General features: G+C 75.3%; 13 protein-coding genes, 1 tRNA gene and 2 pseudogenes. 6 read left to right on the forward strand and 10 right to left on the reverse strand.

Annotated elements, in window-relative coordinates:
* Positions 1-25: 25 nt before the first annotated feature.
* The 4 genes from VSR01_RS10945 (at position 26) to VSR01_RS10960 (ending at position 1,011) form a co-directional block, all read left to right on the forward strand.
* Complete coding sequence (locus VSR01_RS10945) at positions 26-274, forward strand: hypothetical protein (RefSeq protein WP_326449072.1); 249 nt, start codon at positions 26-28, stop codon at positions 272-274.
* The gene (locus tag VSR01_RS10950; protein ID WP_326449073.1) at positions 271-465 is read left to right on the forward strand and encodes a hypothetical protein; all 195 of its coding nucleotides are present in this window, start codon (positions 271-273) and stop codon (positions 463-465) included. The genes VSR01_RS10945 and VSR01_RS10950 overlap by 4 nt, the downstream gene beginning before the upstream one ends.
* Positions 456-806, forward strand: coding sequence for a hypothetical protein (locus VSR01_RS10955; RefSeq protein ID WP_326449074.1), 351 nt, complete (start codon positions 456-458; stop codon positions 804-806). The genes VSR01_RS10950 and VSR01_RS10955 overlap by 10 nt, the downstream gene beginning before the upstream one ends.
* 67 nt (positions 807-873) lie before the next feature.
* On the forward strand, positions 874-1,011 hold the full coding sequence (locus VSR01_RS10960; protein ID WP_326449075.1) for a hypothetical protein: 138 nt from the start codon (positions 874-876) through the stop codon (positions 1,009-1,011).
* A gap of 154 nt (positions 1,012-1,165) precedes the next feature.
* Here VSR01_RS10960 and VSR01_RS10965 read toward each other — a convergent pair whose 3' ends face one another.
* The gene (locus tag VSR01_RS10965; protein ID WP_326449076.1) at positions 1,166-1,444 is read right to left on the reverse strand and encodes a helix-turn-helix domain-containing protein; all 279 of its coding nucleotides are present in this window, start codon (positions 1,442-1,444) and stop codon (positions 1,166-1,168) included.
* A 457-nt stretch (positions 1,445-1,901) separates the two neighbouring features.
* Positions 1,902-1,973 (reverse strand) — tRNA-Val (locus tag VSR01_RS10970).
* A gap of 60 nt (positions 1,974-2,033) precedes the next feature.
* Here VSR01_RS10970 and VSR01_RS10975 point away from each other — a divergent pair.
* Entirely contained in the window at positions 2,034-3,377 is a 1,344-nt protein-coding gene (locus tag VSR01_RS10975) for a hypothetical protein (RefSeq protein WP_442785434.1), read from the forward strand.
* A 260-nt stretch (positions 3,378-3,637) separates the two neighbouring features.
* Here the strand turns inward: VSR01_RS10975 and VSR01_RS10980 are convergent, their stop codons facing one another.
* The 7 genes and pseudogenes from VSR01_RS10980 to VSR01_RS11010 all read right to left on the reverse strand — a co-directional run bounded on the left by VSR01_RS10980 (position 3,638) and on the right by VSR01_RS11010 (position 14,466).
* On the reverse strand, positions 3,638-3,850 hold the full coding sequence (locus tag VSR01_RS10980; protein ID WP_326449078.1) for an FmdB family zinc ribbon protein: 213 nt from the start codon (positions 3,848-3,850) through the stop codon (positions 3,638-3,640).
* A 74-nt stretch (positions 3,851-3,924) separates the two neighbouring features.
* Positions 3,925-6,030, reverse strand: a complete 2,106-nt coding sequence (locus VSR01_RS10985) for a diflavin oxidoreductase (RefSeq protein WP_326449079.1) — start codon at positions 6,028-6,030, stop codon at positions 3,925-3,927.
* Between the two features lie 245 nt (positions 6,031-6,275).
* Positions 6,276-8,267, reverse strand: a pseudogene (locus VSR01_RS10990) (molybdopterin oxidoreductase family protein); the annotation flags it as partial.
* A gap of 381 nt (positions 8,268-8,648) precedes the next feature.
* Positions 8,649-9,308, reverse strand: a complete 660-nt coding sequence (locus tag VSR01_RS10995) for an O-methyltransferase (protein WP_326449080.1) — start codon at positions 9,306-9,308, stop codon at positions 8,649-8,651.
* A gap of 234 nt (positions 9,309-9,542) precedes the next feature.
* Positions 9,543-10,362 (reverse strand): annotated as a pseudogene (locus tag VSR01_RS11000) (HAD family hydrolase).
* Between the two features lie 119 nt (positions 10,363-10,481).
* On the reverse strand, positions 10,482-13,196 hold the full coding sequence (locus tag VSR01_RS11005; protein ID WP_326449081.1) for a phosphoribosyltransferase: 2,715 nt from the start codon (positions 13,194-13,196) through the stop codon (positions 10,482-10,484).
* Between the two features lie 94 nt (positions 13,197-13,290).
* Positions 13,291-14,466, reverse strand: coding sequence for an HpcH/HpaI aldolase/citrate lyase family protein (locus tag VSR01_RS11010; RefSeq protein WP_326449082.1), 1,176 nt, complete (start codon positions 14,464-14,466; stop codon positions 13,291-13,293).
* Positions 14,467-14,645: 179 nt separating this feature from the next.
* On the opposite strand from VSR01_RS11010, the gene VSR01_RS11015 reads away from it, so the two are divergent.
* A complete protein-coding gene (locus VSR01_RS11015) occupies positions 14,646-15,656 on the forward strand; it encodes a TerD family protein (RefSeq protein WP_326449083.1) in 1,011 nt (336 codons plus the stop codon).
* Here the strand turns inward: VSR01_RS11015 and VSR01_RS11020 are convergent, their stop codons facing one another.
* A complete protein-coding gene (locus VSR01_RS11020) occupies positions 15,657-16,388 on the reverse strand; it encodes a TerD family protein (protein WP_326453590.1) in 732 nt (243 codons plus the stop codon).
* Positions 16,389-16,414: the final 26 nt, after the last annotated feature.

Genomic DNA, 16,414 nt, shown 5'->3' on the forward strand with positions numbered 1-16,414 from the left:
TGTGGACGACCGCGAAGGGGTCGACATGCCGCACACTACCCGGGGCGCCGGACACCGGTCCGCCCCCACTATCGTCCGCTGCCAGCCTGGCGACCACGATGTCCCTGCGCGCGACGCCCAGGAGATCGGCGGCGGGGATGCCGTCCTGACCGGCCCTGGCCGTGGCCCGCGGTACGCCTGCCGCGAGCACGTCCGCTCCGAGGGCCTGGTGCCGCTCGCCACCTACGTGGGCCGCCGGGACAGCGCGCCGATGCCGGCCCGGCGGCCCGCATGACCGCCCCCACGGACGAGGACACGGTGGTGGGGCTGTGCAACTGCTGCGACCAACCCGTGCACGAGGGCGACGAGCGGTGGGAGACCGTGCACCGCGGGACCGGCGCCGCGCCGGACATGCTGCTGCACCGACGGCCCTGCCAGCCAGCGGAGAGCCGGCGCTTTCTCGGGCGGAGCCGGCTGTGGAGCTGACCGCGACCGTGCCGGGCTGCGAGGAGTGCGCCCGGCTGGAGACCGCCGGCCGCGAGCCGGGCCTGCGCCTGACCCTCGGCAGCCACTACCTCGTCCGCCTGATCCAGCACCACATCGACGTCCACGACGCGGAGGGTGTCCACGTCGACGGCTGCGAGGAGTGCACGCGGTGGAACTCGGGCGGCTGGGGCATCAACCCGCACCTGGGCGAGCTGTGGAGCAGGCAGCACTTCGTGATGCACGGTCTGGACATCGTGTGGGACGGCGCCGGTCACCCGCTGCGCCTGGCCGACATGCCGCCGCTGGACCAGCCGCACCGGGTGCGCGCCGTCCGCCCCTGACTCCTGCGCGCGGTGCTCCTCATCGCCTGCGCGCAGGTCCACCCATCACCCACCAGCGAGGAGACTCATGTCCACCCCCGACGAGCAGCCCACCGACGAGCCCGAGCCCGAGCAGCCGATCCAGCCCATCGAGCAGTACCTCGCGGACCAGGCCCAGCGGGACGCCAACCAGGCCGCGGACTACCACGAGGGATTCCGGTGGTGAGCCCTCGCCGCTGACTCCTGCGCGGGGCGCGACGGAGCACCGCGCGCAGGCCAGACGCCGCGCCGCTCATGCCTGGCCGCACCGGCGGCGCGGCGGCCGGCCCTCGCCCCTACCCCGTGGGGGAGAGGGCCGGAAGTCGCGGCCCTGCGGTTGGTCACCGCGGTGGCTGCGGCACCCCCGCGTCGGTGGCCACCGGGTCCTCGTCCAGCAGCCTGCCGACCGTGACGCCGAGTGCGTCGGCCAGCTGGAGCAGGACGTCGAGGCCGGTTGACCTGGTCGCGTGCTCGGCACGGAGAACGGAGTCCCGGCTCACCCCGGCCGCGCCCGCCAGGCGCTCGACGGTCCACCCGAGTGCGGCGCGACGGCGGGCGATGCGGTGGCCGATCTCTCGGCGCTGGGCGAGGACCCAGTCGGGCCGGGGGTCTGGTGGCACATGGCCACGCTGTGGTGGACGCCGACCCGGAGTCAGTAGCAGATGTGCGACTGAATCCGGCATCCTGACTGCGGCCGGCCGCGGGTGTACGCAGATCCGCCCGCGCCGGACGCGGAGTGCCCGATCCCGATCGGGCGCGGCCGCCCCGCCCCGTCACGGGGCGGGGCGGTTTACTGTGCACGAGAGAGGCCCCCGCCGAGATCTCCGGCGGGGGCCTTCTCCCTGCCCGGCCGGTCTCCCCACCGACGCGTGCAGGCGCACGGAGGGCGCAGATCTGGCGCGTGCGGGGAGCACACCAGCCCCCTCCGTCTCGCGCACTCTACGCGCGAGGTCGGCTGAAAATCATCCCTCTATCGGGTGACCTGACTGGTCGGTCAGATGGGGATGTGGACTCGGTGTGGACTCGGGGTACAAAGAGGCCCCGCCAGAGTGGGGTTGACGGGGCTCTGAGCTGGGGTGGGCGTGGACGGTTTCGAACCGCCGACATCCGCCTTGTAAGGGCGGCGCTCTACCGCTGAGCTACACGCCCCGGGTGTTGCGACGTCACAGGGTACCTTGCCGCGGGGGCTGGTCAGCAACCGTGCGCGGGGTGGGAGGATGGACGGGGACAGGTGAACGGGGACAGGCCGGGACGCGGCGAGGGCAGGGTCGGGACCGGGCAGGCGGCGGAACGCGGGGAGAGAGTGTCACGGTGACGACGGCACGTTCGTGGTGGCGGCGCGGCGACAACGTACGCGCCGAGGCCCAGGCCGCCAAGGACGCGGCGGCCCAGGCGTTCTACGAGCTGGACACCGCCCAGCGCGACCTGGAGATCTCCATCGAGACCATCTCCGCGGTGGACGACTCGCCCGAGGCGCGCCGCGCGCTCGCCTCGTTCCGTTCGCTGGGCGAGCGCATCGACCAGGTCAGCCGCGACTACATCGCCACCGTCGACGCGCACGACATCGACCGCGACGAGCTGGACCACGCGGCCGGCTCGCGGGCCCGCGCCGAGCTGACCCGGGCCAAGGACGAGCTGGTGAACGTGCGCGGCGAGCTGGAGCGCTTCCAGTCCTCGCTGACCCCGCTGCTGGGCAAGGCCGAGACGCAGCTCGCCCGGCTCGCCCCGGCCCGCGAGCGCGCCAAGCAGTCGCTGCTCGCCGCGAGCAACGCGCTGGACGCGGTCCGCGCCGCCGGGCTGAAGGCCGACGACCTCGCCGCCCGCCTCGCCGCCCTGGCCCCCGAGCTGACCAAGCTCAACGAGGGCGCGAGCAAGCACGGCGTGCAGCAGACCGTGCAGCGAGCCGACGCGCTGCGCCGCGAGGCCGAGGCGGTCAGGGCCGAGGCCGAGCGGCTGCCGGAGCGCGCCCGGGAGATCGACAAGCGGCTGGTGTCGCTGCGCACCCGCGTCCAGGCGCTGAGCACCCGCGCCGAGGGCGTCACCCCGGTCCTCAGCGAGCTGCGCCGCGGGTTCTCCGCGGCCTGCTGGCAGGACCTGCAGCAGGTGCCCGACCAGGCCGCGCAGGCGGTCCGCCAGGCGGAGACCGCGCTCGCCGAGGCCCGCGCCGCGCGCGACGCCCAGCGCTGGGCCGACGCCACGGCCCGGCTGGCCACCGTCCGCGCGCTGATGGACGACGTCGACGGCGCGGTGGGCGCGGCCGGCGACCGGCTGCGGCGGCTGAAGGAGGTCAGGAAGGACCCCAAGGCCGAGGTGGAGAAGACCCGGTTCGTGATCAGGGACGCGCAGCGCCTGGCGATGCAGGGCCGCAGCACGCCCGAGCCGCGGCACGCCCGGCCGCTGGACGACGCGGTGGCGCGGCTGGACCGCGCGCTGGCCGGGCTGGAGGGGCGGCACCCGGACTACTGGGCGTTCCTCACCGAAACCGCCGCGGTCCGCGAGACCGCGAACCGCGTGGTCGCCAACATCCGCGAGGAGCGCGCCCAGGGCCGCTGAGCCGGTACGTGGCCCGGTCCGGGTCACCCCAGGACCGGCCCCTGCGCCTGCGCCGAACCAGCCTGTGCCGGAGAGCCCGCACCGGAGAGCCCGCGCCGACACAGCCCGCGCCGCGCCGTGCGACCCGATCCGCGGCACCCGGCCGGGTCCCGTACGGCCCGAGCCGTACGCCCGTGCACGAGCCGCCCGCCCCTGCCCGAGCCGCCCGCGGCGGCCCCGCCCGGCGACCCCGCCGGATCAGCCGGGCCCGCCCGCGCCGCTCAGGAGCAGCAGCTCCCGCCGCAGCACCCGCCGCCGCCACCGCCCGCAGGCACCGGCGCACTCGCCGAGCCGCCCACCGCGACGGTGGACAGCAGCTTCACCGTGTCGTCGTGGCCCTGCGGGCAGGGCGCGGGCGCGTCGGACTGGGACATCGGGCGGCGCATCTCGAAGGTGGTGCCGCACGCCCGGCAGCGGTATTCGTAACGAGGCATGCCCCCAGCGTATCGGCACCACCGCATCCCGCACGCGCCCAGGCCGCATCGCCTAGTACACGCCCAGTACGGCTCTAGTACACGTCCCGTACGTACCGCCGCTCCGCCGCCAGGCGTCTGACGTACGCCGCCGCCGCGTCCCGCGTGAGGCCGCCGTGCGCCACGGCGATGTCCCGCAGGGCGCGGTCGACGTCCTTGGCCATCCGGGAGGCGTCGCCGCAGACGTAGAAGTGGGCGCCCTCGGCCAGCCACGACCACAGCAGCGCGCCGTGCTCGCGCATCCGGTCCTGGACGTAGATCTTGGCGCGCTGGTCGCGGGAGAACGCCGTGTCCAGGCGGCTGAGCAGGCCCTGCTCGCGCAGCGCGGTCAGCTCGCGTTCGTAGAGGAAGTCGGTGGCGCGGTGCTGTTCGCCGAAGAAGAGCCAGTTGGGGCCGGCGTGGCCGAGGGCGCGGCGCTCCTCCAGGAAGCCGAGGAAGGGGGCGACGCCGGTGCCGGGGCCGACCATGACCATCGGCGCGGCCGGGTCGGCGGGCGGCCGGAAGTGCCGGGTGTGCTGGACGTGCACGGGCACGGAGGTGCCGGGCGCGGCGTCGGCGAGGAACGGCGAGCAGACCCCGGCGCGCGGGCGGCCGGTGGGGCTCTCGTAGCGGACCACCGAGACGGTCAGCGCGACCAGGTGCGGGTCGGTGAGCGGGCTGGAGGAGATCGAGTACAGCCTCGGCCGCAGTGGTTTGAGCACCTGCGCCCAGCCGGAGGCGCAGCCCGCGACCGGGTACTCGGCGATCAGGTCGACCATCTGCCGGCCGAACGACCAGCGGGCCAGCTCGTCCTTGTTGTCCGGGCGCAGCAGCTTGCGCAGGAACCGGTCGTGGTTCCGGTCGGCCACGAAACGCAGCAGGTCGGGGGTGATGCGGGTGATGTCGAGGTGGCGGTGGAGTGCCTCGTGAAGCGGCAGCGGCCCGACGTCGGGCACCTCCACCTCCGCGCCGGGGTCGGCGCCGGTCACCGCGAGCCATTCGGCCACCAGCGACGGGGAGTTGACCGGGTGCACCCCGAGCGCGTCGCCCACACCCCAGCGCACCGGCACCGGGCTGTCGCGCAGGTCGAGGGTGAACCGCCGCACCTCCTTGGCCGCGCCCGGCCCGCTCAGCAGCCGGTTCCCGACGATCCGCGCGCCGGCGACGGCTCTCCCAGCCGCCCCGGTGGCGCCCGCGGCCGCCCCCGCCCCGCCCGCACCCCGCGCCGCGGAGCTCTTACGGGAGGGGCCGGTCGGCACGGCGCGCGCCCGTCCCCCGTCCGGTTCCGCATCCGTCGTGGCGGGGCCCCGGACGGCGCCGCGCGGGCCGTGGCCGGTGGCGGGGCCGGTGGCGGGGCCCGGTCCGGGGCCGGGGCCGTCGGCGGTCGGGAGGTCCGGCAGGGGACCGGGCGCGGGTTCGGCGCCGGGGGCGCTGTCGGGGCCGGGGGCGGAGTCGGGGCCGGGGGCGGTCGGGGCCGGAGCGAGCGCGGCGAGCACCTGGTCGAGCCACGCCCCCGCGGGCCCGGCGTACTCCGGCTCGCAGTCGACGCGCGGCGCGATCCGCACCCCACCGAGGTCCGCGAGGCGCTCGTCGAGCCGGCGGCCGTGCCCGCAGAAGTCGGCGTAGGAGGAGTCGCCGAGGGCGAGCACGCCGAACCGGACGCCGTCCAGCCGCGGCGCGTCGGCCGCGGTCAGCTCGTTCCAGAACGCCGCGCCGTTGTCGGGCGCGTCGCCGTCGCCGAAGGTGCTGGTGACCACGAGCAGGTCGGCGCCCGGGGGCAGCCGGTCGGGGCCGGTGTCGTCCATGGCCAGCACGGTGGTGCGGTGGCCGCCGGCGGCGAGCTTCTGCGCGACGACGCCCGCCAGCTCCTCGGCGTTGCCGGTCTGCGAGGCCCACAGCACGACGATCTCCCGGGCGGGCGGCGGCACGTGGGGCGCGGCGACGGCCGGCGCGGTGTCGGCGCCGGGCGGTTCGGTGCGCGAGTACAGGCCGGCCAGCACGCCGTTGACCCACAGCGCGTGCTCGGCGCTGAAGGGCGCGCTCGGCGGCAGCACGGGCACGCCGCGCAGGCCCGGTTCCAGTCCGGCGAGGAAGCCGGCGAGGTACTGCCGTTCGTGCGGGGCCAGTCGGGGCGGCGGGCCGGCGGGCTCCAGCCCGAACACCGCGCCGTGGTGTGGTCCGCCGGCCCGGGACCCGGCGCGTCGGCGGCGTCGACGGCGTCGACGGCGGGTGCGGGCGGGGCGTCGGAGGCGGCTTCGGACCCGGAGGCCAGGGGTGCCGCCGCGGACGCGGCGTCCGCGGCGCCGGACGCGGGGTGCGTGCCGGAGGCGACGCGGGTCAGCGCGACCGCGCAGACCTTGAACTCGGGCTGGAAGGAGATCGGGTCGACCGCGTCGGAGGTGACGGCGTTGACGCTGCGGTACTCGCCGAACAGGTCGTTCCAGTGGAAGGGCGCGAAGCAACTGCCCTGCCGGACCCGGTCGGTGAGGACGGCCGGCAGCACGGCGCGGCCCCGGCGGGAGGCGACCTCGACCGCGTCGCCCTCGGCGACGCCGAGCGCGGCGGCGTCCTCGGGGTGGATCTCCACGAAGGGTCCGGGCGCGAGGCGGTTGAGCTTGGCGACCTTGCCGGTCTTGGTCAGGGTGTGCCACTGGTGCTGCACCCGGCCGGTGTTGAGGACGAACGGGAAGTCGTCGTCGGGGAGTTCGGCCGGCGGCAGGTGCGGGCGGGCGTGGAAGACCGCGCGGCCGCTGGGGGTGGGGAAGCGCAGGGAGCCGTCCTGCCCGCGGTAGCGGATCGGGTTGCGGCGCGGGCCGCCGGGGGCGGCGGGCCACTGCACGGGCGCCTCGCGCAGCCGCTCGTAGCTGACGCCGCGCAGGTCGTAGCCGGTGGCGGGGTTGGCGGCCCGCCTGATCTCCTCGAAGACGTCCTCGGGGCCGGCGTAGTCGAAGCCGTCGCCGTAGCCCATGGCGCGGGCCATGTCGGCGATCAGCCGCCAGTCCGGCAGCGCCTCGCCGGGCGGGTCGACGGCCTTGCGGGCGAGCGTCACGCCGCGTTCGCTGTTGACCATGACGCCGTCGCCCTCGGTCCACAGCGCGGCGGGCAGCACCACGTCCGCGTAGGCGTTGGTCTCGGTGTCGGCGAACGCGTCCTGGGTGACGACGAGTTCGGCGGCCTCCAGCCCCTCGATGACGGTCTTGCGGTTGGCGACCGAGGCGACCGGGTTGGTGCAGATGATCCAGCACGCCTTGATCTCGCCCGCGGCCAGCCGCCGGAACATCTCGACGGTGCCGCGGCCCGGGCCGTCCGCGGGTATCGCGCCGGGCGGCAGGCCCCACAGGCGTTCGGTGAACGCGCGCTCCTCGGCGACGAGGGTGGAGCGCTGGCCGGGCAGCCCCGGTCCCATGTAGCCCATTTCGCGCCCGCCCATCGCGTTGGGCTGGCCGGTCAGGGACAGCGGGCCGCTGCCGGGGCGGCAGATCGCGCCGGTGGCCAGGTGGAGGTTGACCAGGGCGTTGGTGTTCCAGGTGCCGTGGGTGGACTGGTTCAGGCCCATGGTCCAGCAGCTGGTCCACTGCGCCGCCTCACCGATCCACCGGGCCGCGTCGCGGATGTCCTGCTCGCGCAGCCCGGTCAGCTCCGCGACCGCGTCCGGCGGGTAGTCGGCGAGGAAGCCGGGCATCTGCTCCCAGCCCTCGGTGTGGTCGGCGATGAACCGCTCGTCGGTGTGCCCGTCGGCGTGCAGCAGGTGCAACAGGCCGTTGAGCAGGGCGAGATCGGTGCCCGGGCGGATCTGCAGGAACAGGTCGGCCTTCTCGGCGGTCGCGGTGCGCCGCGGGTCGACCACGATGAGCTTGGCGCCCGCCTTGACCCGGTCCATCATCCGCAGGAACAGGATCGGGTGGCAGTCGGCCATGTTGGAGCCGATGACGAGGAAGACGTCGGCGCGGTCCAGGTCGTCGTAGGAGCCGGGCGGGCCGTCGGCGCCCAGCGACAGCTTGTAGCCGGTGCCCGCGCTGGCCATGCACAGACGGGAGTTGGACTCGATCTGCTGGGTGCCGACGAAACCCTTGGCGAGCTTGTTGGCCAGATACTGCGCCTCCAGACTCATCTGCCCGGACACGTAGAAGGCGACGGCGTCGGGGCCGTGTTCGTCGATCAGGGCGCGCAGCCGGCGGCCGGCGGTCTCGACGGCCGCGGCGACCGGGGCGGGCTCGGCTGCGGCGCCGCGCTCGGGCCTGACCAGGGCGGTGGCCAGCCGGCCGGGCGCGGCGAGCATGTCGGCGGTGGTGGCGCCCTTGGTGCACAGCCGGCCGCGGTTGGCCGGGTGGTCGCGGTCGCCGCCGGCCTTCAGCACCGCGGGCCGGCCGTCCGGGCCCGGTCCGATCTGGAGCACCATCCCGCAGCCGACTCCGCAGTACGAGCACACGGTGCGTACCGCGGTGGTCGTGGTCACGGGCGGCCCCCTGTGTCGTTGCGGCTGCGGTGGTCCCGCCCGGTGCTCCGGCGTGCGTGCGGCGTCGCGGGACGGCGTGCGACGCGTCGACGGTATGCGGGAGCCGTTACGCGGTCGTCACGCCGACGCGGCGGCGGGGGTTAAGCGGTCCACACAGCGACCGCGGGGCGGGTGTGAGGGCGGGAGGCCCCGCCCGCCGGGCAGCGTAACTCCGGGCCGGGACCGGGCCGCAGGGGCGGCGGCGATCTCCGTCAGGTCCGGCCCGGAGCGGGCACGCGGCCCGGCGCCGCCCGCCGGGGCGCCCGCCGGGGCGCCTGCCGGGCGCTACTTGCGGCGGGCCAGGGTGAGGCCGTCGGCGACGGTCAGCAGCACGTGGTCGACGCGGTCGTCGGCCTCGACGTGCTCGTTGAAGGCGCGGATCGCGGCGGCGCCGCCGGTCGCGGCCTCCTCGACGACCTCGCCGTGGAAGAGCGTGTTGTCGGCGACGACCAGGCCGCCGGGGCGCAGCCGGGGGACGATCTGCTCCCAGTAGTCCACGTAGCCGCCCTTGTCGGCGTCCAGGAACGCCAGGTCGAGCCACTGGCCGTCGGGCAACGCGCGCAGCGTCTCGATGGCCGGGGCGATGCGCAGGTCGACGCGGTCGGCGACGCCGGCCCTGGTCCAGGCGTCGCGGCCCAGCGCGGTCCACTCCTCGGAGACGTCGCAGGCGATGATCCGGCCGTCCGGCGGCAGCGCGAGGGCCATCGACAGCGTCGAGAAGCCGGTGAACGTGCCCACTTCCACGATCTGCCGCGCGCCGGTCAGCTTCACCAGGAAGCTCAGCAGCGGGCCCTGCTCGGGTGCCGTCTGCAGGCCGGCGTCGGCCGGCAGCGAGCGGTGGGTGGTCTCCACCAGGTCGCGCTGGGCCGCGTCCAGCGCGGGGTTGTGGTCCAGCACGTACTGGTACAGCTCCGCGGTCAGCTCGGGGTTCTTCGTCTCGTACACGGTCCGCTCCGCTCGGGTTCCACGATCAAGGGTGCGCGCCCCATTCTCGGCCCCGCCCCGGTCCGCCGCCGTGACGCCGGGCCCATCAGGGGCGCGGGGAACTGCGCGCTCAGCCCACCATCGCCGGTGGTCGGGATCGGACCGATCTGCCCCTTTGGGCCGGTGACGACCCGCGGGCCGCAGATGGGCTGGTCGCGCGGTTCCCCGCGCCCCCGATCGGCCCAGCGCCCAGCGCTATGTGGAGGCGCGGACGAGGATGCGGCGGAGGATCTCCTCGCCGGCGGCGATGCCGGACACGCCGAGGGGAGCGACGTGGGGCGCGGTCCAGCCGGTGTCGGCGAGTTCACCGTGACCGGGCGTCCAGCCGGCGTCCGCGGCCATGAGGAGGTCGACGTCGAGCAGCGAGTCGCCGGCCGCGAGCACCTGCTCGACCCCGGTGCGGCGCACCACCTCCGCGAGCGCCGCGCTCTTGCTCAGCGGCTTGGGCACCGCGTACACCTTGCGTCCCTGGAGCGACACCGCCCACCCCCGCGGCTCCGCCCACTGCGCGAGGTCCTTCACCCACTGCCCGGGCAGCCGCTCACGGTCGACGACGAGGTACGCGAAGAGGTCCTCGGCGATGCGCTCCTTGCGCAGCCACTCCGGGTCCGCGGTGGCCGCCAGGTGCGCGCGCACCTCCTCCAGCGGCGCGGAGCCGTCGGCCAGCCGGCGCCGCATCTCGGCGTTCCAGTCGTGGTCGGTGCGGCCGTCGACCAGCAGGTGGCCGCCGTTGGCGCAGATGGCGTAACGGGGCTGCCGGCACGGCAGGTTGATCCTGCGGTACTGCTTGCGGGTACGGGTGGTGGCGGGCACGAACCGTACGGTGTCGGCGAGTTCGACCAGCAGCCGGCCAGGCCGTCTCGGTCATGTACGACAGCGGCTTGGACTCGTGCACCTCCACGCACAGCAGCCGCGGCGCGCGTTCGTCCTGCATGGTGAGGGCGAGCGCGCCGGTGGAGTAGATCAGCGTGCGGTCCAGATCGCTGGCCACCAGCGTGCGGCTGGTCGCGGACAGCGGCCGGGGGTGCTTGGTGTGCTTGTGCCCGGGCGGCGCGAGGGGCTGCGCGGGCGGCGGCGCGAGGGGCCGGGACGGCTCGGGCGCGGTCGGGGCGGGCAGGTGGGCCTCCGGGTGGGTCACAGCGCGGTCACCGCCGTGCCGTCGGCGCCGGTCGCGCCGCGGGTGTAGCGGGGGTGGATCAGGCCGACGCACGAGTAGGGCAGGTCGTCGACCTCCTCGACGGGCACGCCGCGCTGGTCGGCGAGCATCCGGACGTGGGCGAGGTCGGCGGCGGCGCCGCGCCGCGCCAGGATCTTCCACGGTACGCGGCGCAGCAGCACCCGGGTGGTCTCGCCGACGCCCGGCTTGACCAGGTTGACGTCGCCGATGCCGTACTCCTCGCTGATCCGCTCGACCGCGGCCCAGCCCGCCCAGGTGGGGGCACGGTCCTGCGAGCGCAGCGCCTTGACGTCCTCGGCGACGCCCGGCTCGGCCTGGTCGAAGGCCGCGGAGACGGTGTCGAGGAAGAGGCCGGACAGGTCGGCGGGGAGCAGTTCGCGGTAGAACTTCGCGCCGTGGAAGTCGTCGGGGCCGATCAGGTCGGCGCGCAGCACGGTGCGCGAGATCAGCCCGGAGACGGTGGAGTTGAGGCAGGCGGAGGGGATCAGGAAGTCGTCGCGGGTGCCGTAGGTGGACACGCAGCCGCCGGGGTCGGCGAGGACCGCGACGCGGGGGTCGAAGCCGGGGAAGTCGGCGACGGCGTCGGCGAGTTCGCGGGTGATCGCGCCCTTGCCGGTCCAGCCGTCGACGAACACCGCGTCGCCGGGCCGGTGGTGGGCGGCGAGCCAGCGCAGCGCGTTGCGGTCGATGCCGCGGCCGCGGACGATCGAGACGGCGTAGTGCGGCAGGTCGAGGCCGTGCGCGTGCCGGGCCCAGCGGCGCATCAGCACGCCGACGGGGGTGCCGGCGCGGGCCAGGGAGACCAGGACGGCGTCGGGGCCGCGCTCGGCGAGCACGAGTTCGGTGACCGCGCCGACCGCGCGGGCGATGCGGACCGCGGACTCGCGCAGCGCCGCGTGGAACAGCTCCTGGTACGCCGCGCTGGGCTGGTACTCCACCGGCAGCGACTCGGCGTAGTGCGCGCCGCCGCTCTGGATGGCCTCCTCGCGCTCCTCGGTGGGCGCTTCCAGCTCGACCCCGGACAGGTCCTTGAGCAGCCAGCCCACCTCGTGCGGGGCGTAGGAGGAGAAGTCGGGTCCGCGCAGCGGCTCGCTCATGCTCGCGTCGATGCCTTTCCTGGGGCCGGCGCGGTGTGCGCCGGTCGTCTGCGGGTCGTGCGGGTCGTGCGTGGGCTGCGTGGCGTGCGTGGGCCGCACGTCGTGCGTGGGCCGCGCGTCGTGCGTGGGCCGCGCGTCGTGCGTGGGCCGCGTGCCGTGCGTCCCGGCCGCCGCGGCGGCCGAAGCCTCGGCGCGATCCGCGGCGGCCGGAGGCCGGTAGGAGGGCACGACGGCCAGCAGCAGGGCCGATGTGTGCGGGGCGAGGGCGGCGAGCAGGCCGCCGGGGCCGTGCAGGGCCGGGGTGTCGCCGGCGGAGTCCACGACGCACACCACCGCGTCGAAGCCCGCGCCGGCCACGTTGTAGGCGTACCGCTCCCGGGACCCGTCGTCGGTCGGCCCGTCGTGTGCGGCGAAGACGATCCGGCTGCGGATGGCGTACCCGGGGTCGTCGACGGCCAGCACCGGCGAGCGCGTGGTGGTGGAGAACCGCACGTCGGCGGCGCCCCGCGCGTCCTGGAGGGCCTGGGCCAGGCGCAGCGGGGCGTACATCAGCTCCTCGTTGCCGAGGACGAGGACGCTGCGGGCGTCCGGCGGCAGCGCGGCGGCCAGCCGCGCCCCCATCGCGGGCAGCGCGGCTTCGAGGCGCCGCCGGTGCTCGGGCAGGAAGCCGTGCCGGCCGCCGTCCGGCAACCCCTCGGGCCAGCCGAGCGCCACCCGCCGCACCCGCGGGCCGCCGCCCACGACCGCGGCCGGATCCTCCGGTGCGGCGCTCCCCGCGCCCGCCGCGCCCGCCGCCTCGTGCGCCCGCTCGGACCGCGCCTCGTGCGCCGCGACGAGCGCCTGGCCGGCCTCCAGGACGCCGTCCGGGAGGACGACCGTGCCGGTGGCCAGGGCCAGGACGTCCACGCGGGCGCCGAGGCCGTCGGCGAACGCGGCCAGGCGGGCGCGGTCGGCGGCCGACCGCACGTCGGTGAGGGCCACGATCACGTAGCGCTCGCGGGGCGCGCGGGCGTGCAGGTCGCGCACGGTGTTCAGCACGGTGCGCCCGGTGGAGAACTCGTCGTCGACCAGCACCAGCGGCCCGTCCCCGGCGAGCAGCGCGGGGTCCTCGGGCAGCAGCAGGTGGCCGGTGGCGTGGCTGTGCTCCTCCTCGAAGCCGCCGCCGGGCGCGACCCCGGGCACCTCGCGCCGGGTGGAGTGCAGGTACGGCGCCGCGCCGAGACCGTCGGCGACCGCGTGCCCGAGCCCGGTGGCGGTCTCCGCGTAGCCGAGGACCACCGCGCGGGCGGCCTCGCGCGGGCCGAGCAGCTCGCGGACCCGCAGCCCGAGGTCGCGGCCCGCGGCGTAGACGACGTCCGGGCGCTGCGGGACGTGCTTGCCGAGCACGTGCGAGACCAGCAGGTGCGCCCGCTTGGGGTTGCGCCGCAGCGCCAGGCCCAGCAGGTCGCGCAGGCCGCCCGGTCCGCCGGAGCCGCCCGGCTCGCCGGGCCCGGCGCCGTGCAGCGCGACGCCCAGCCGGTCGGCCACCCACTGGCCGGACCAGGGGGTGGGCGTCGCCGCGGGGTTCGTAGCCATGGAGTGCGGTGCTTCCTTACGTCGGTGCGGGGGGATCAGGGGGCCGGGTCGGCCGGCGGGGAGGGGCGCCCGGCCGGGCGTCGTCGCGCCCTCGTCAGGACTGCGGCAGGCTCGCCCCGAGCAGTTCCACGAAGCCGACGTCCTCGCGCGCGACGCCGAACACCTCCGCGCGCAGCAGGGTCCGCTCGGCCCAGGCCCGGTGCGGCTTCACCTCGTTCATCTTGTTGGTGTACGACGAGCGCAGCACACCGCCGCCGCTGCGGTCCTCGTGCAGGATGTCGCCCGCGTCGGAGAACTCCTCGTGGGTGACGACGCTGAGCGCGTGCACGACCGGCACGTGGCTGGGGTGGATGCAGGTCTTGCCCTGCAGGCCGTTCGCCCGGTCGAGCTCGATCTCGCGGAGCAGGCCGTCCATGTCGCGTTCGATCAGCGCGGTGCGCAGGTCCTCGGACTCGGGTTTGAAGGGGCTGCTGCGCAGGAGCGGCTTGAACATCCGCTCGTGGTGGCGGAAGTACTCCCAGACCGGGCCGGTGACGGTGAAGCCGCTGCCGTCCGCGCGGCCGAGGACGTTGACCACGTCGGCGATGACGGAGGCGACGATCTGGACGTCGTAGGCGGTCATCGCGGGGGCGCGGCGCAGGCCGTAGGTGGAGCAGAAGTCGGTGACGCCCAGGCGGAGCGCGAGGACCCGCTCGCGGTGCTTGTCGACGGTGTTCGCGATGCCGTAGAGGGTCTCGACGCGGCTCTCCAGGTGCAGCAGCGCGGGCGACTCCAGCACCGGCATGGCGAACAGCCGGCGTCCGCTGGCGGCCTCGGCGCGGCTGAGGGCTTCGAGGAAGGGGACGCCGGTCTCCTCGGTGAACTTCGGGAGTACGAATCCGGACAGCAGCCGGACGCTGGCGCCGAGCCGGGCCACGAGGTCGGTGATCTGCTCGGGGGTGCGGACCCGTATGAACAGCAGCGGGAGCTCGTCGGCGGCCGGTTCCGGCCGGGCGTCGAGGAGGGCGAACTGGCGGACGAGGTTGGCCTCCCCCGCGGCGACGTCCCGGTCGTCGATGGAGTCCTCCAGGCACAGGACCATCGACACCACGCCGCGGGCGGCCTGTTTGAGCACGTCGTCGGCCAGGCGGGGGCGGGTGGCGGGGCTGTAGAGGGTCGCTCCGAGGGCGGTGGCGAGCGTGCGGGCGGACGAGTCGGCAGTGAATTCCTGCGGCTCGCGGTGGAACAGTTCACTCCTGATATCAGAAGCGATATGTCCGAAGTGTCGCATACGCCCCCTTTCAGGGCAGTGATCCGGCTCAAGCCTGGCCGATTATCGTACGTGTGAAGATGGGGTGGCGGTTCCTTCGGCGCGTGAATTGCGGGTAACCGGGGTGCGGCCACCACGTGACCGTCGCCCCGTCCGGGGCTTGTTGTGGGCGGACCGGCCAGAAGGGCAGGATGACCGGCATGACGCAACGGATGGTGAAGGGCATGAACATCCCTCTGGACGCAGCCGGCGTCCGGGCGGTTCTGCGCTGGACGCCCGGGCCGAACGCGCCCGACGTCGACGCCTCCGTCCTGCTGCTCGGCCGCGACGGGCGGGTCCGCTCCGACGCGGATTTCGTCTTCTACAACGAACCCCGGCACCCCTCGGGCCTGGCCCGCCACCTGCCGAAGAAGCGCGTGCCCGAGGGCCTGACCGACACCGTCGAGGTGGACCTGGCGGCGCTGGACGGCACGGTGGACCGGGTGGTCCTCGCCGCCTCCTGCGACGGCGGGCCGTTCAGCCAGGTCCAGGACCTGACGCTGACGCTCTTCGACACTACCGCCGCCGCGCACGCCGCGCCGCTCGCGGTCTTCGAGGTGCAGCCCGACACCGGCCACGAGACCGCGCTGAACTGCGGCGAGCTGTACCGCAAGGACGCCGGGTGGAAGTTCCGGGCGCTCGGCCAGGGCTACGCCTCGGGGCTGGTCGGACTGGCCACCGAGTTCGGCATCACCGTCGACGACGGCGACGACGACGGGAGCGGCGGCGCCCCGGACGCCGCGGAGGCCCACCAGGAGCGTCCCGACCGGCCCCGGCAGCAGGCCGCGCCCGCCGCACCGGCCCCGCAGCCGCCCGCGCAGCCCCCGGCCCGGCCGGCCGCCGGGCAGTCCGCCGCCGCCACTGTGGCCGCGCCGCCGCCCGAGCCCACCAGCGCCTACGGCTACCCGCTCCAGGCGCCCAGCCCCGGCCACGTGCCCGCACAGCCGGCCTACGGCTACCCGCAGCCCGTGGTGCCCGCGCGCCCCACCGCGCCGCCGGCGGCCCCGCCCGCGGCGCCGCCGGCCGTCCCGCCCGCCGCACCGGTCCACCAGCAGCCGCAGTACGGCTACCCGGCCTACGGCTACCCGCAGCCGGTCGCCGCCGCTCCCCCGGCCCCCGAGGCGCCCTTCACGCTCCCCCCGCAGGGCCCCCAGTTCCAGCCGGCCCGCTGATCACACCTTCGGCTTGTAGCCGCGGCCCCACTGCAGGCCCCAGCCGTAGAGCCGGTCGATCTCGGCCTGGAAGCCGTAGACGTACTTCACCTCGCGGTGCACCACCAGCTCGCCCTTGCGGTTCTCGATCAGCACCACCGCGCAGGAGCGGGCCTGCGGCTCGCGCTCGGTGAGCGGGATCTCGATCCGCGGGCCGGAGCCGGGGAAGATCTCCACCTTGGCGTGGGTGCGGTCGAAGGCCGGCGTGCCGTCGTAGATGTAGACGAACACCAGCAGCCGCTTGAACTCGTCGCGCTTGTCGAAGTTGATGTAGAGCGTCTCGCCCGAGGTGCCGCCGAACCGGTCGTCGCCGCTCATCTGGATGAACGGCGGCTCGTCCAGGTCACCCAGGAAGTTGCCGAGCGGCTGGACCACGCCCTTGGTGCCGTCGGCCAGTTCGTACATGCACGCCAGGTCCAGGTCGACGTTGACCATCGCGGGCCCGGCGGCCTGCACCACCCGGGGCTTGAACACGTCGAGCTGGCGGCGCAGGAAACCGCGGCGGTCGTCGCTCCAGCCGCCGGTGTCCGAGGTCCGCATCTGCCAGGACAGGTTGACCCGCATGTTGCCGACCGCGGCGCCCTGCTTGGTGAGCGAGATCTCCGGCCGCCGCCGGGTGAGTTCGACGCTGTGCGTGTTCGCCACGTCGAACTGCTGGGCCCCGCTGGGCCGCAGGAAGCTCCACCAGGCCATCTGCCGTTCCACTCCCCTGTCGTCTG

It is taken from the genome of Actinacidiphila sp. DG2A-62 (assembly GCF_035825295.1).
Classification (GTDB): domain Bacteria; phylum Actinomycetota; class Actinomycetes; order Streptomycetales; family Streptomycetaceae; genus Actinacidiphila.